This window comes from Dyella nitratireducens, assembly GCF_014642835.1.
Lineage (GTDB): Bacteria > Pseudomonadota > Gammaproteobacteria > Xanthomonadales > Rhodanobacteraceae > Dyella_B > Dyella_B nitratireducens.
The window spans coordinates 453,517-468,275 of record NZ_BMJA01000001.1 but is presented as its reverse complement, the minus strand read 5'-3'; the positions used below and the strand labels follow the sequence as shown (position 1 = coordinate 468,275).

Genomic DNA, 14,759 nt, shown 5'->3' with positions numbered 1-14,759 from the left:
GATGGACTTTAGTCCTCTAGGCTAGAAGGTGTTTTTTATGGCTTACAAGCAGCTAATTCCAGCTGGTGATTGGTACTACAAGTTTGGTGATGTTGTGTGGAACGTCGCGGCGTTCGCCGTGAATGATGATGACGAAGTTATAGGGCTGGTGGGCGCCGGAAATAGGGGAACTCTCATCGGGGTTCCGAGGAGCCCTGGCGGCGCATACTTGCATCGAAATCAGTTAACAGCGGAAGAAATTGAGTTGGCTGATAAGAAGCGTTAAGCGCCTAGCAACTTGCCTGAAGTTGGCGTTGTTGAAATGAAAAAGAGCACACATTGGCGTGCTTTTTTTCGACACAAGTTGAGAGATCAAGGTCACGACCAGTGGTCTTGTATCGATCCTCCTGACCGCAGATGAAGTTGAACTGCATAGACAAGCCTATCCATGTAACGCATTGATCGTGGTGCATTCAATAGAGCTTACAAGCCGCTGCGAAGTCCCTTTAGCACATAAAGGGGGCCTCAAGGCTTGGCTATTTTGGGTCTTGGATGAGCGCAAGTTGCGTGGCGTGACATTTTCTTACGGGCTTTATGACGTATAAAAGGTGTTCGGTGTGATTAGTTCTGCCGCACCCCGAACCATCGTGCCAGTCGGATCGCTAATCTCGCTTCGTTTTTAGATTCGCATTCCCAGATTATAAGTACGCGCCAACCTAGCGATTTGAGTTCTTTCACCTGCCTTCGATCGCGCACGCGATTTCGTTCTAATTTTGGTAACCAGAACTGCGTGCGTGTTTTCGGCGGTTGCCCCCTGCGACATTTGTGCCCGTGCCAGAAGCATCCGTGTACCAAGATAACGGTGCGGTATCTCCTCAATACGATATCGGGAGTTCCGGGTAACGAGGCCTGGTGCAAACGAAACCGTAGCCCTAGGGAATGCAGAGCGCTGCGCACTATTCGCTCGGGCTTCGTATCGCGAGAGCGTACGGCAGCCATGTTGCGTCTGCGTTGTTCGGCTGGCACTTTGTCCACTGAACAATTCCACTCAAAAGTAAAAGTACTCGCGATAAGATGATCGACGTGAAACTGGCGTGGGTCTGAGAATACGTTGGCTGAGCCATAAATAAATCGGCCGGTCTCTCGTCTCTAGTTTCGACTAGACGCTAGTAGGCCATCTCGTAGTGCTCCTGCATGTGCAGAAATGAACGGCGGAGGTAAGGCATTGCCGATCATCAGCGCGATAGCTTCCTTGCCATGTGAGACATCAAAACGATATTTTTTAGGGAAACCCTGAAGTAATGCTGCTTCACGAAGGGTAATAGTCCGGTTGTACGAGGGATGTAAAAAACGCCCCTTTGAAGGATTGTGGCAACCGCTTGTAATTGTCGGTGCCACATCATCCCAGGACATGCGGCCATACACATCACGAAAGCCCGAACTTCTCTTATGGCAATCGAGCTGGAATTCTTGGCCCAAGTCTGAGCGACTACCGCCGTCCTTTGGGATTAGTGCGATCAACTCACGAACCGCCGAAGTGCGATTCTCTGATACCGCATGCAACTTATCTTTTGTTCGGGAGGGAGCGCCTACGCCCTTCAAGGCTTGTCGCACAGTGATCTTGGCGGAAGCTTTTGGAGCAATTTCGGGCTTGTGGACTCTGGACGCTAACATGATGAGCCGCTTGCGTCTTTGGGGGACTCGGTAATCCGCTGCATCCAGAACATGCACGACGGCTTCATAGCCTAGTTGGCTAAGTTGATTGCGCATCTTTGTGAACCGGCCATCTTTTGCTAGGGCCGGTACGTTCTCGAGCATGATGGTCTTGGGCATCATCACGCGTACGAAGCGAAGGAAATCCGCCACAAGATTGTTGCGATCGTCCTTTACAGAAGTTTTTTGATTCTTTGTTCTTAAACGTGAGAAACCCTGGCAAGGCGGGCAGCCTGCCAGCAAGTCCAATTCACCTGGCTTTAGACCGGCGTCCCTAAGAACCTGAGCCGGATCCAATGAACGAATATCCTGCTCATATAAGTGGACGCCGGGGTGATTGAGCCTGTAGGTGGCTTGTGCTTTCCGGTCGATCTCAACAGCGGCGGCCACGCTGAAGCCGGCCTTGATGAGGCCACAACTTAGGCCGCCGCAGCCGCTGAACAGGTCGACTGCAGTAAGTTCCCGATGGCTTGTTTTTGCGTTCTTGTGGCCGGCCATGACTGACGTTATCTAGTCGATTATATGGGAGGTAGGGTTATGTCTTTTACGCGTTTTACTGAGCCCTTATTGCTGCCAGAAATGCCGTAAGCTGTAAGGTGAGGACTGCTAGTTCCTTCGACTTTGCTCTGTTCGTCGCCAATAAGAACTCGCCATATCTGTCGGTTTCCTCGCTACCTGCTTCTCGGCCCAATGCCTCTGTAGCAACGGCTTGTAGGCGCACCTTGCATTTTGGCGCATTCCCCACCTGGTCGGCTAGCATTTTGCCGGCGGCGAGTAGCACAAGCTCCTCTGGACAGCTAGTAGGTATGTAGTTGAGACATCGCCTAACCCAGGCAAGATACTTGCGCTGGCTGGCTATCCTTTGCTCATGGTTTCCGCCGCCGGATCCGCCGTCTATGTTCAGCTCTGGGTTGGCTCCTATCTGCGCTGAGATCTTCTGCCCTAGCTGATTGTTTTGCGCTTCAGGTATCTCATCCGGGTCCTGAATCTGATCGATTTTTTTCTGGTCGCCGTCCAGCAACACGAAAATGTGTTCCGAACTCTCCATAAAAACGGGAATTCGCGTATTCAGTATTGAGCTAGCTCCTCCGCTGACAAATTCCACGCGGAAAAGTTGTCTGGTCGCTTCATCTTCGATCAAGGCTAGCGCCTGCTGAACGACGAGCTTGGCTAGTCTATCTTCAACTATCACGAGCACTTTGCCGCCGTGAGTGGCCCCCAATCGCCGAAATGCTGCGTATGGGTGTGTCGAAGAGATGATCGAAAATGCTCCATCTTGAAGCTGGTGGAATGTCTTAATGGCGTCGTTCGGTAGCGCTGAGATGAGATGTGGCGAATGTGTTGAAAATACGATTTGCATTTGTTTGCGCTTGGCGGTCTGAGCAAGAAATGCGAGTAAACGTTCCTGGGCGCCAGGATGAAGTGAGACTTCAGGTTCGTCCAGAAGAAGGAGGGTGCCTTTTTTCTTTTCATTTAGCACCTGTACGACGCAACTTGCTACAGCAACCTCGCCGCTGCCAGCAAAGGCTTCACTGTAACGTCCGTACTCAGTTTTGAAGACGATGCTGATGCCGCCATCGCCTTTAAACAGGCGGTGGCGAATCCAGCGAGCCTCAATGTAATCCCGCCCGAGGATGAAGCTAACTACCTTAAGTTCGTCCGGCGCTAATAATCTGTTCTCCGTTGCGATCTTTCTGTTATGAGATTTTTCGGATGTATTGCCCGATGCAATGACTCGAGCTAGCAAGCCGGCGTCGAGGCGAACCTGATCCATCTTGGTTAGGATTCGACGTCCCGAGGCAACCTTGCCCGCCTTCTTTGCCGCTGCTGTTGCTCTTGCCGCTTCTATCGCAGGGTTCTTGCCAAAATAGAAGTACTTGTCGAACGCACTCAACTCCTTACGGAAGTTGATATAAAGCACTTTCCGCGTCACAGGATTCCACCGATCTAGGCTGCGTCCCTGGATGTTCTTGCCAGGTTCAAGGGACGGTACAACCATTCCGTCACCAGGTGACTCTTTAGTTGGTTCCCAATAGTTTGGGTCATCACGGCCGTTGCGAAATTTTCGCACACGCGCTTTGCGCGTCTCGACAACTTTCTTAAAGCCAGCGCTGTAATGGCCGTAAATGAACCGATTAGGGCTACCTTCACCCTCTTCGATAGGGTCAACTTTCGTACTAAACCAGTATTCGCCGGTCGATTGTCGCTTTGGTGCACCGTAGAGTGCATTTAGTACAGAGGTCTTGCCTGATCCGTTTGCACCTACAAGTGCCGTTATGGGGAAATCAAAATCGATACGCGCACCTGACGCCATATTCTTGTAGCGGGGGAACCTTATATGAGTGATGTACGCTGGAAATACAATGTGATACTTACCTCGAAGGGCCTCTAGCTCTTCAATTTCCTTCTTTAGATCGATCATCTTCCTTCGCCTTTATATCAATCCGCCATATACCAAAGCTAATTTTCAGCGACGAGTGAGGCCTATGTTTAGACGGGTTGATTCATTCGATAGCTCGCGCGAACACTGGGCCGGCGGGGGTGGCAATGCGCGGAGGAAGGCCAGCATCAGCGCGAAACTGTTGTTGCTGTTGAGGGCATAGCCGCTGAAAGTCGCAATCACGACACTTATTGGGTGTCGGTCGCATAGGGAAGTCTTGTTCGAGAATGCCTTGGACGGCCCATTCGATGTTGCCAATGGCCGCGTTGACAGAAGCTTCATCAATAGGAATTTGCACGCGCTGATTGTCTTTCAATAAGTGAATTGAGCCGGTTGCGGCATTTTCACCAAGAACATCACGGGCGGCTTTTGCGTATAGCTGCACTTGGAGTGATAGCTCCCGCCAGTCCAGGTCTCTGTTTTGTTGAGGATCCGCGCCACCTTCCATAGTCTTGAAATCAAGGACATGGGCCTCAAGGATGTCACCTGCTTCATTACATCTCATCAATAGATCGATTGAGCCGGTGATAAGGCATCCACGCGCGGGAATCTCGAATCGCACCTCCACCTGACGCTGGTGGGTAAAGTCAGCCGCATAGCTGGCTACATAATCTTCCGCAATCTGCTGTGCTTTTTCTTTGGCTCGCTCATACGCGCCCGGACGATTTTGAGGGTCACGACTTTGTGCCACGTGTTTGAGATGGAAGTTTTCTTGAGCAATTGCTTGAGCTTCTTGCCGTGTTGGTGCGCGGTCAGGGAAAAGTTCGTGTAGTTTTTCGATCGCTACGTGGACTACCCGTCCATATCCGAACAATTCCGGCACGGGCGGGCTAAAACCGAAGCTCTTGCGGAATCGGTAGTCCATAGGACAGTTTAGATAGTATTTAATGTCACTAAATGAAGTAGGGAGCGTAGCTTCGTCCAGCTCTTGTTGTTGTGGGGCTGGAACGAGACCTTCTGGAATGATTGCAGGATCGGAACATAGCTCCTCGTCCTGAAGCGCTGCAGCAAATGGCGATTGACGATTGGTCCGACGACCATTCGGTAGTAATGCTGCTCCGGTTACATGAAGGAAACGTTCCGCCCGAGTTAGCGCGGTATAGAAAAGTCTTGCTTCTGCGGAACGGTCGCTTGCGTAAGCTCCCCTTGCAATTGCTGCGGCTAGCAAGTCCTGAGGCAGCGCACAATCGAAGCGTCGCTGATTGCCAGGAAATCGCCCTGGAACTACGTCGACCACGAATACGACAGGGAACTCAAGCCCTTTGACCTGATGGACCGTTGAAATTGTCACCGCATTAGGCCGAGTGACGATATCTTCGGTGCTTACGTCATATCCGCCTTCCGCCACCTGTTGCAGGAATCGGACAACGGAGCGAAATCGATCTGTGGAGTCGATACTGAGATATACCGATTCGACGTCCTGCAGCATCTTGCTGAATAGACCTATATCCCTCATAACGGTTTCCGAAAAATCGGATCCTCGGATGTTGAACGCTTCAAGCAGATCAACTAGAAGTGCTTGCGGAAACAAGCGCTGTCGCACCGCCCCTAGCGGTTGGTGAATTCTTCTTCCCCAGTCAGCGAGTACTTCATAGGTGCGCCGTACGTTTATTTGTGGATAGGCTGGTCGAATATGATCAGCAATGAGCTGATTGGCCTGGTTGCGATCAATGGGCCCTTGCTCAAGCGCGATGAACACCTCACGTAACGCGTTCACAGCAGGTTGATCGAATACGCTTCCGCCTGCGGCCAGCGTGAATTCAATTCCTCGTGTCCTCAACGCGTCCGAGAACGCCGCGTGTCGAGGATTACCGTCTTGCTCCTGTGACTTTGTGGAGCGCATAAGAATGGCAAAGTCGGCTGGCGTTAAGCCGCGTGCGGTGGTACCTGCACTTTTACGATACTCGGTGCCCAATAGGGTAACGATTCGGTCGGCCACCCACCCGGCTTCTTCGGCTCGTGTCTCGAAATGGTGCGCGACAAGTTGGCGAGGTGCCGCATTCCAGTTTTCACGAGGTTGCTTGGGTAGTCGTTGCGGTCCCAGTTGTGTTGTCACGAAATCGTTAGACACGGAGACTATTGCACGAGTGCTCCGAAAATTCGTTGCCAGTACATGTTTGTGGACGTTGGGATAGCGCTGTTCGAATTCCAAGATGTTAGCTACATGTGCTCCACGCCATCCGTAAATTGACTGGTCATCGTCACCAACGACGAAGATGTTTCCCCCTAGAGCATAAACGATAGCGACGAGCTCTTCCTGTGCGCCGGAAACATCCTGATATTCATCAACTAGCAAATGCTGTATAGCTGCTAGCCGATCCCTCACGCGACCTGCATTGGTTGCGCGGTCAGCTGTTTCTCGGATCATTGAGGCGAAGTCAATAAACTGGTCGCGTAGCAGTCCATCGCGTATTGCGCGTACTGTCCTTCCAATCGACTCGTCCCTCGCTTCAATGTCCTCAAGCGACAGACCTTCGTCTCGGAAAATATTCCAAGCGTTGCGGACCTGATCCAATGTTTCAAAGTAGCGATTATTAAATCGCGGCCTCAGGTCAGCTATACCGAGTTCGTAGTACCGCGACATGAGATACAGCGTAAAACGATTCCCATCGAGTACATCGTATTGTCGGAATAAGGCATCGCCGTCCGCAAGAACATTTTGGCAAAAGGCATGGATGGTACCGATGAACATCTGCCCGATTAGGTTCGAACTTTGACCCGTGCGTTCTAGTACGGATGCGATCCTGCGCTTGATCGCATCTGCAGCTTTCTCTGTAAAGGTAATGGCAACAATGGAGGCCGCCGGCACTCCCTGGGACATTAGCCGAGCGATTCGATAGGCAAGCGTCTGGGATTTTCCCGATCCGGCGCACGCTATGCACAGGATTGCCTGGGCATCGTCAACCACCGCATCAGCCTGCGCTTGCGTCAATCCCTCCGACTGGATTAACTCATTTACGTCGGTAAGTCGCGGCATGTTTCTCCTCCCTATGTTCTATCCGTAGTGGCTTCTATGCGTTCTGACGCATTGCCCCCGTCCGCGGGCAAGTCCTTGGTTTTTAGGCCAATGGCCGCCGATATATTGCCTGATATCTGTTCAGATTCGAAAACGGTTGTCCCCAGGCCCTGGTCAGCGCCCTTCTTAACACCAATGTTTGTACATGTCAGCGAACACCAAAGCATGTGAAACCGGTACATACATTGGTGTTGTGCCCAAAACGCAGCGCCCGGCTAGCCCATGACTTCATACCCATACACTAGTACGAACTTCGCACTACTATTCCCTCCACTATAAGTGGAAGGGCAGGGCAGCCGTGGAAGACATTGCGGCCCAAATCAAGAAGTTTCAGAAAGAGCTGTCGGCGGGTACTGTGTCGCTGGTTTTGCTGGCGGTGCTGGGGCAGTCGCGGCAGCCGTTGTATGGCTATCAGATTGCCAAGCGCTTGGAAGAGCTGGGGGAAGAGGGCGTGCTGGCGGGTAAGCAAAGCGCGCTTTATCCGGTGCTGCGCAATCTGGAAGGGAGCGGTCTGTTGGCCAGCGAGGTGGAGCCCTCGGTGAGCGGGCCGCCGCGGCGTTATTACCGCATCACCAAATTGGGACGTGAGGTGCTGCGTGAGTGGATTGCGGCGTGGGGGGCTACGCGCGATTCGGTTGACAAGGTTCTGCAAGGAGACTGGCGATGAATGCGGATGCACCAAAGATGCCAAGGACGATTGCCGAGTATCTGGAACAACTGCGCGCTGCGCTGCGTGGCGCAGATCCGGCGTTGATCCAGGATGCGTTGTATGACGCCGAAGAACATCTGCGCGCCGAACTGGCCGATCAGCCGGGGCGCAGCGAGGCGGACATGCTGGCGAAAGTGGTCAGCAGCTACGGCGCGCCGGAGGAAGTGGCGGATATTTATCGTGATCAGGAAATAAAGATTCAGCGTGCACTGCGTCCGCCAAAGCCGCCGAAACAGGCTTCGTGGCTGGGACAATTTTTCGGTGTGGCCGCGGATCCGCACACTTACGGTGCGCTGTTCTACATGGTGTTGTCGCTCGCCACGGGTATCTTCTATTTTACCTGGGCGGTGACGGGCATCTCGCTGTCGTTTGGCCTGTTTGTGTTGATCATCGGCATTCCGTTTGCGTTGTTGTTCCTCGGTTCCGTGCGCATGTTGTCGCTGATGGAAGGGCGCATCGTGGAAACCATGCTCGGTGTGCGCATGCCGCGGCGGCCACCGTTCTCCACGCGTGGCATGTCGTTCTGGCAACGCATTGGTGCGGTGCTCAGTGATCCGCGCACGTGGGGCACGTTGGCCTACATGGTTCTGATGCTGCCGCTTGGCATTGCCTATTTCACGATTGCGGTGACGATGCTTTCCACATCGCTTGCGCTGGCGTTGTCGCCGATTGCAAAGGTGGTGCTGGAGTCGTTCGGCATCCCGTACGCCAGCTGCAATGGTTCGGCGTGGATATGCGAATGGGTGACCTGGTGGGGTGGTTGGCCGGGCACGATTTGCGCGTCGATTATCGGCATCGTCATGTTGTTCGCCACGCTGCATATCGTACGTGGGCTGGGTTATCTGCATGGACAGATCGCCAAGCACCTGTTGGTGGCGGGAAGCGCAAAGGAGTGATCGGCCATGGACGTTCTGGAAGGCAATGTGTTGGATGCGCTGGCAGGTGAATGGGTTGGCGATGAAACGATTGCTACCACGCGCTGGGGACAGGGTGGTCCTGCGATAGGCAGCGTCAGTGCGCGGTTCGATCTTGGTGGCAAGGTGTTGTTGCTGGATTACCGCGAAGAGCGCGATGGGAGGCTGGCGTTGCAGGCGCATGCAGTGCTTGTTTCAGGGCAGGAGCCTGGCGAGTACGCGTTGTATTGGTTCGATAGTTATGGATTTACGCCTGCGCAGCCGGCGACAGGGCATTGGGATGGAAAGCGGCTGGTGTTTCTGCGCAGTTCGCAGCGCGGGCAGACGCGACATATTTATGAGTGGGTGGTGGACGGGGTTTATCGGTTGGTGTTGGAGAGTTCGTTTGATGGTGGGGTGAATTGGGAGAGGGTGATGGAGGGGGAGTATCGGCGGGTGGATGTGTAAGCCGCCCGGGATGTTTCTTCCATGGCCTGATCGTCATTCCGGCGAACGCCGGAATCCAGTACAAACATGCCGTGCGAAGCACTCAAAATAAAAAGTTAGGAGTGCTTCGCACAACGTATTTAGACTGGATTCTGGTGTTCGTTCGCCGGAATGACGGTGAGGGGTGACGATCCCCTGCCGCGCAGGGGAGAGCTGCATGTCGAGTAACAAGCGGTTTAGCGGTAATTGAGATCCGGCGACGAGAGCAGAAAGGTGTTCCACTCCTGCTGCGACGTTGCCTTCGCCAACGCGTCGCGGGTGGCTTTCGACAAGTACGGATCGATGGCGTCGTAGTAGAGGCGTGTAGTCAGCATCGGGAAGCCGGCGGTGCGTGCGGCGCTGCCGGCGGGGGTGAAGAGTTGGTTGTTGCCGGTGCCGATGGCGTGGGCGATGTCGAAGCGTTTGGCCATCTGTCCGGAGCTGGACCAGGCTTCGCCGTCGAGTGGCCAGCCGTCTGGTGTGATTCGGCCGAATAGCGGCTGATCCAGTTGGTTAAGCCAGCCTACCAAGGGCTGCGCATTGACGATGGGCGAACCATCGTAAGCAAGGCGCACGGATGAGACGATGAACTGCGCGGGGTCTTTGAACTTCTTGCCGCTGCCGCTAAGCAGTTCCGGTGACTGGAACATCACGCGCATCACTTGCGCGATATCGCCATCGGTGCGTTGGAAGGTGTGCGCCATTTTGGCTACCAGCGCGGGTGGCGGATTGTCGGCCACGAAGTATTCGGCGAGCTTGCGCGAGACGAATTGTGCGCAGGCGGGTTGTTTCACGATCAGGTCGACGGCTTGCTTCACTTCATCGTAGCCGCTGCCCTTGATGGTCTTGCCGAGCAGCTGCTTGTCGCTGAAATCATGCCGCTGCGGGTTGAACTGGAACATGCCGTCCTGCACGACCAGCGGGGCCATCTTCGGATTGAAGTTCTGCGGCCTGCCATCCACCGGGGTGATGCCGACGCCAGTGAGGATCAACGCCAGTTGCTGCACATCCTGCTGGGTGTAGCCGGCATTGACGCCCAGTGTGTGCAGCTCCATCAGTTCGCGGGCGTAGTTTTCGTTGACGTGGCCTTTGGCGTTTTGCGCGTTGTCGAGAAATTCCAGCATGGCCGGGCTCTGCAGCGTGGCCATCACCAGGTCGCGGAATTTGCCGAGTGCATGCGCGCGGATGGTGTTTTCGTAATCGGCCAGTTCCCAGCGCACGCGCCCTTTGGCGGCATAGACGCTGAAGTGATTGAGCCAGAACCACACCAGTTGTTCTTTGAGCTGGTTCGGGCCGTAGATGGCGTGAAGCAATTCGGCTTGCTGTGCTTGCAGCCCGATCTGATTGCCACGCTCTTGGATGGCTTTGTTGGCAGCCTGTTTTTCAGGGCCGTCGGGTATGTTGCGCAGTTGCTGTTGTTCCTGTTGCAGTGAGGTGAGCAACTGGTCGAGCGGGGTGTGGAAAGCGTCGTAGCTATCGATTTGCGCGGCGATGGGGGCGGGCAGGGTATCGCCGAGTTGGTTGTTGAGTTGCTTGGTCAGCAATGTGTTGCGGCCCAGCGAGCGGTATTGCGCGACGGTCGAGGAGTTGAGGCCGAAGCTATCGCGGCGCAGCCAGGCGATGTCGTTGGAGGTGAAGCTGGTGCTGGCCGCCTGGGTGAGGGTAGGAGCGAGTAGCAGGCTTAGCGATAGCGTGAGGGTGGCTAGGGCGATGGGGCGCATGCGGCAGGTCTCGTCTCCAGAGAGTGGGATGATGTAGGTTGGGGTGCAAACCCCAACATACCGGAGCCACTTTGCATGGCGATGTTGGGGTTTGCACCCCAACCTACGCAACTGCCTCGGAGCCGTCATTCCCGCTTTCGCGGGAATGACAGCCTTGAGGGTGCAACTAACTTCAGACCAATTGCAGATCGCGTGGTTTTGCCTGCGGAAACACATCCTGCAATTGATTGCCGCGCAAGCCCCAGATGCGCCCGAGCAACCCGCTATACACATCCCGATAATTATTGAGCACCTGATAATCGCGATTCTGCAGCAGGTTCTGCTGTGTCACCGCCACCTGTTCGCCGGCGATACGGCCACCGTTGACCTTCCCGCCCAGCACCCAGTGCACGGTGCCGTGGCCATGGTCGGTACCGCGGTCGCCATTTTCGCGGAAGGTGCGGCCGAATTCGGATACCACGACCACCACCGTGTTGTTCCATTCGTTGCCGAGCGCCGCAGCGTACGCGGCAAGGCCGTTGCCGAGGTTATGCAGGTTGTTGGCGAGGCCGCCGGTGACGTTGCCCTGGTTGACGTGCGTATCCCAACCGCCGACGTCGACGAAGCCAAGGCGGTATTGATCGCGCATCAGGGCGGCGATGCGTTGCGTTTCCTGCGCGAAGCCGGAGGCATTCGGTGCACCGCGGCTGGCGGCAGTCATTTCTTTCTGCAGGTCCATCGAGACGGTGCTGCGCAGGCTCAGGCCATCAGCAGCGGCTGAGGCGAGCGAGGTGTCCTTGTACATGCCGGCCAGGATGGCGGACTGCCGCTCATCGAAATTCGCCTTGGTGTTGCCCTTCAGCGAGATATTGGGAATGTCCTTGCCTGCACCCTGGAAGCTCAGCGGCAGGCTGTTGGTGAAGGCGATGGCCGGTATGCCGGTGAGCTGGCTGGACAGGCGCGCCAGGAACCCGGAGCGGTAATTGCCGGAGGTGTTCAAGGGTTCGCCGCGCTCGATGCTGTCCTGCGTTTCGAAGTGGCTGCGCGAGAGATCATCGGTGCCGGCAAACGGGATGAAGGCGATCTGCTTTTTCTCCCATAGCGGATAGATCGAATCGCGCAGCACCGGGTTCATGCCCCAATTCGCGTCGAGCGGAAGCGCTGAATTCGGGTTGTTGCGATCCGGCTTGGCGATGGCGATGGTGGGGCGCGATTCGTAATAGAAGTCGCTGCTATACGGCACCAGGAAGTTGTTGCAGTCGTAGCCGCCGCGCAGGAACACAAACAGGAAGCGTGGCGAGTTGGCGGGCGCTGCAAAAAGCCGGCCCGAGAAAGAGAGCGCAGGCAGTGCGGCGGCGCTGGCGGCGGCGAGCAGAAATTCGCGACGGTTCATAACGGTCCCTCTTGGCTCAGCGGTAATTGAAGTCGGGTGAGGACAGCAGGAAAGTGTTCCATTCCACGGGCGTGTTGGCCTTGGTGAGAGCGTCACGCGTGGCGGTGGATAGCGTGGGTTGCAAGGTCTGCTGGAACAAAGCGGAGTTCAACATCGGCGGATCGGCGCGCTGCACGTCGCCATCGGCATTCGCGAACAACCGGTTGCGGCCGCTGCCGATGGCACGCGCTACATCGAAGCGCTTGGCCATCTGGCCGGAGCTGGACCAGCTTGTGCTGTCGCTGGGGTAGCCATCCGGCGTGATATGGCCGTACATCGGTTCGGCCATCTGGTTGAGCCAGTTCACCAACGGATCGGCATCGGTGATCGGCTTGCCGTCGTAGCTCATGCGCATCGCGGAGACCACGAATTGCATGGGGTCCTTGAATTTCTTGCCGGAGCCGGTGGTGGCATATTTGGACAGGAACATGGTGCGCAACACGGCGGCGATATCGCCATCGGTGCGCTGGAAGGTTTCTGCCATGGCGTTCACCAGGGCCGGCGGCGGGTCGTCGGAAATGAAATACGCCGCCAGCTGGTGCGAGATGAATTGCGCACACGCCGGCTGATGCACGATCAGATCGACGGCCTGATCGATTTCATCGAAGCCGCTGCCTTTGATGGTGTGCCCGAGGAATTGCTTGGTGCTGTAATCGTGCCGGCCCGGCAGGAAAACGAACAGGCCGTTGCGTACCACGCCCGCGCGCGGATTGAGAAAGTTGCCGTCGATCCCATCGATGACGTTGTCTTTGCGCTGCGGCACGATGCCGGCGCCAGTGAGTATCAATGACAGCTGCTGCACATCCTGTTGCGTGTAACCGGCATGCACGCCAAGCGTATGCAATTCCATCAATTCGCGCGCGTAATTTTCATTGGTCTTGCCGCGCACGTTGTGTGCATTGTCCAGGTACAGCTGCATGGCCGGGCTTTCCAGCGTGGCCATCACCAGGTCTTTGAACTTGCCCAGCGCGTGCGGGCGGATGTCGTTCTCTTCGTAGTCCGTGGCGAACAGGCCCACGGCAGCTTTCGGTGCATAGATGTTGAAGTGGTTGAGCCAGAACCAGACCATTTGTTCCTTGAGCTGATTCTGGCCGTAGATCGCGCGCAGCAATTCCACTTCTGCACTTTGTTTGTAGAGATCGCGGCGATATTTCTGGAAATCTTTCTTCGCCATCTCCTTGGCGTTGGCATCCGCCGCGTCCACTTCTTTTACTTTTTTCGCTTCGTCGCGGTAGTCGGCGATCAGTTTGGCGGGCGAGGTGTTGTACACCTCGTAGCTGTTGATCAGTGGGGCGACGGCGGGTGGAAGGGGATCATCGCCACCCGCCAGTTGTTCATCGAGGAAACGTGTACGGCCTAGTTCGTGATAGCGCTCGACGGTGGCGCTATCCAGGCCAAAGCTGGCGCGGCGCAGCCAGGCGATATCGTCTGCACTCAGTGGTGCGCTGCCTGCCGCCTGCAATGGCAAGGCTGTGGCGAGCGGCGCTGCGGCAAGAAACAGCAGGCCCAGGCATTTCAAACGTGGTGCGGGCATGGTGGGTGGCTTCCCCGTTGGCGCATAGGCCCTCAACGTCCGGCTGCTTGCTGCGCTGACCGGGCCAGGCTCAAGCGTAAAGAAATATTCGGCTGTGATTCACGAATTTGCGCTCTGCCTGTTAAAGCACGGTTACCATCGTCGATCCCATGGAGCTGAAGCATGCGCAAAACTTACGATCAGGCCTATTTCGACAAGTGGTACCGCGATCCAAAGCATGCCGTGCGCTCGACGGCGGCGTTGAAGCGCAAGGTGGCGATGGTGGTGGCGCAGGCGGAGTATTACCTGGGCCGGCCGATCCGCAATGTGCTTGATGTGGGCTGCGGGGAGGGTGTGTGGCGGGCACCGCTGCTGGCCTTGCGGCCGGGCGTTGAGTACCGCGGGCTGGATTCCAGTGAGTATGCCGTGCGTCGCTATGGAAGCCGCCGGAATATTGGCTTGGCACGCTTCGAGCAACTGGCGCATCTGCGCTTCGATACGCGTTTTGATGTGATCGTATGCACGGATGTGTTGCATTACCTGAAGCCGGCGGAGATTCGCGCCGGTTTGATCGGCATTGGGGAGATGCTGGAAGGGATTGCGTTTCTGGAGGTGTTCACTAATCGCGATGACTTGGAAGGCGATCGGCATGAGCTGACGCTGCGCTCACCGGCTTGGTATTTGCGGGAGTTTCGCGAGGTGGGGTTGTTGGCGTGCGGGTCGCATTGTTATTTGGGGCCGCGGCTGGAGAGGCAGGTGGCGGCGTTGGAGCGAGCGCAGTCGATTTGATTCGATTTTGTAGGTTGGGGTGCAAACCCCAACATTGCCCTGCGTGTGTAGACCACGACGTTGGGGTTTGCACCCCAACCTACGAGAAA

The 14,759-nt window shown here is 55.7% G+C and carries 12 protein-coding genes; 5 read left to right on the top strand and 7 right to left on the bottom strand.

All coding sequences use genetic code 11. The features are described from left to right. Nucleotides 1-37 precede the first annotated feature (37 nt). A complete protein-coding gene (locus IEX75_RS02125; RefSeq protein WP_188792604.1) occupies nucleotides 38-265 on the top strand; it encodes a hypothetical protein in 228 nt (75 codons plus the stop codon). A gap of 335 nt (nucleotides 266-600) precedes the next feature. Here IEX75_RS02125 and IEX75_RS02120 read toward each other — a convergent pair whose 3' ends face one another. From IEX75_RS02120 to IEX75_RS02105, 4 genes are all read right to left on the bottom strand, one after another. Then, nucleotides 601-1,005 carry a very short patch repair endonuclease gene (locus IEX75_RS02120; RefSeq protein WP_268236471.1) on the bottom strand — a complete coding sequence of 135 codons (405 nt, stop codon included), beginning with the start codon at nucleotides 1,003-1,005 and terminating at the stop codon, nucleotides 601-603. A gap of 123 nt (nucleotides 1,006-1,128) precedes the next feature. Further along, complete coding sequence (locus tag IEX75_RS02115) at nucleotides 1,129-2,190, bottom strand: DNA cytosine methyltransferase (protein WP_188792602.1); 1,062 nt, start codon at nucleotides 2,188-2,190, stop codon at nucleotides 1,129-1,131. A 55-nt stretch (nucleotides 2,191-2,245) separates the two neighbouring features. Further along, nucleotides 2,246-4,114 carry an AAA family ATPase gene (locus IEX75_RS02110; RefSeq protein WP_188792601.1) on the bottom strand — a complete coding sequence of 623 codons (1,869 nt, stop codon included), beginning with the start codon at nucleotides 4,112-4,114 and terminating at the stop codon, nucleotides 2,246-2,248. An 82-nt stretch (nucleotides 4,115-4,196) separates the two neighbouring features. Continuing rightward, the gene (locus IEX75_RS02105) at nucleotides 4,197-7,109 is read right to left on the bottom strand and encodes an ATP-dependent helicase (RefSeq protein WP_188792600.1); all 2,913 of its coding nucleotides are present in this window, start codon (nucleotides 7,107-7,109) and stop codon (nucleotides 4,197-4,199) included. A gap of 337 nt (nucleotides 7,110-7,446) precedes the next feature. Here IEX75_RS02105 and IEX75_RS02100 point away from each other — a divergent pair, with 337 nt between their 5' ends. The 3 genes from IEX75_RS02100 to IEX75_RS02090 are packed head-to-tail and all read left to right on the top strand — an operon-like array spanning nucleotide 7,447 to nucleotide 9,218. Then, nucleotides 7,447-7,815: a PadR family transcriptional regulator gene (locus tag IEX75_RS02100; protein ID WP_188792599.1), complete on the top strand. Its 369-nt coding sequence runs from the start codon at nucleotides 7,447-7,449 to the stop codon at nucleotides 7,813-7,815. Beyond that, the gene (locus IEX75_RS02095) at nucleotides 7,812-8,753 is read left to right on the top strand and encodes a sensor domain-containing protein (protein ID WP_188792598.1); all 942 of its coding nucleotides are present in this window, start codon (nucleotides 7,812-7,814) and stop codon (nucleotides 8,751-8,753) included. Before IEX75_RS02100 ends, IEX75_RS02095 begins: the two co-directional genes overlap by 4 nt. 6 nt (nucleotides 8,754-8,759) lie before the next feature. Beyond that, nucleotides 8,760-9,218, top strand: a complete 459-nt coding sequence (locus tag IEX75_RS02090) for a DUF1579 family protein (protein WP_188792597.1) — start codon at nucleotides 8,760-8,762, stop codon at nucleotides 9,216-9,218. Between the two features lie 215 nt (nucleotides 9,219-9,433). On the opposite strand, the gene IEX75_RS02085 is transcribed toward IEX75_RS02090, so the two are convergent. From IEX75_RS02085 to IEX75_RS02075, 3 genes are all read right to left on the bottom strand, one after another. Continuing rightward, nucleotides 9,434-10,957, bottom strand: coding sequence for a DUF1800 domain-containing protein (locus tag IEX75_RS02085; protein ID WP_188792596.1), 1,524 nt, complete (start codon nucleotides 10,955-10,957; stop codon nucleotides 9,434-9,436). A 172-nt stretch (nucleotides 10,958-11,129) separates the two neighbouring features. Further along, a complete protein-coding gene (locus tag IEX75_RS02080; protein ID WP_188792595.1) occupies nucleotides 11,130-12,329 on the bottom strand; it encodes a DUF1501 domain-containing protein in 1,200 nt (399 codons plus the stop codon). A 16-nt stretch (nucleotides 12,330-12,345) separates the two neighbouring features. Then, on the bottom strand, nucleotides 12,346-13,902 hold the full coding sequence (locus tag IEX75_RS02075; protein WP_188792594.1) for a DUF1800 domain-containing protein: 1,557 nt from the start codon (nucleotides 13,900-13,902) through the stop codon (nucleotides 12,346-12,348). 162 nt (nucleotides 13,903-14,064) lie between these two features. Here IEX75_RS02075 and IEX75_RS02070 point away from each other — a divergent pair, with 162 nt between their 5' ends. Beyond that, entirely contained in the window at nucleotides 14,065-14,670 is a 606-nt protein-coding gene (locus IEX75_RS02070; RefSeq protein ID WP_188792593.1) for a methyltransferase, read from the top strand. Nucleotides 14,671-14,759 lie beyond the last annotated feature (89 nt).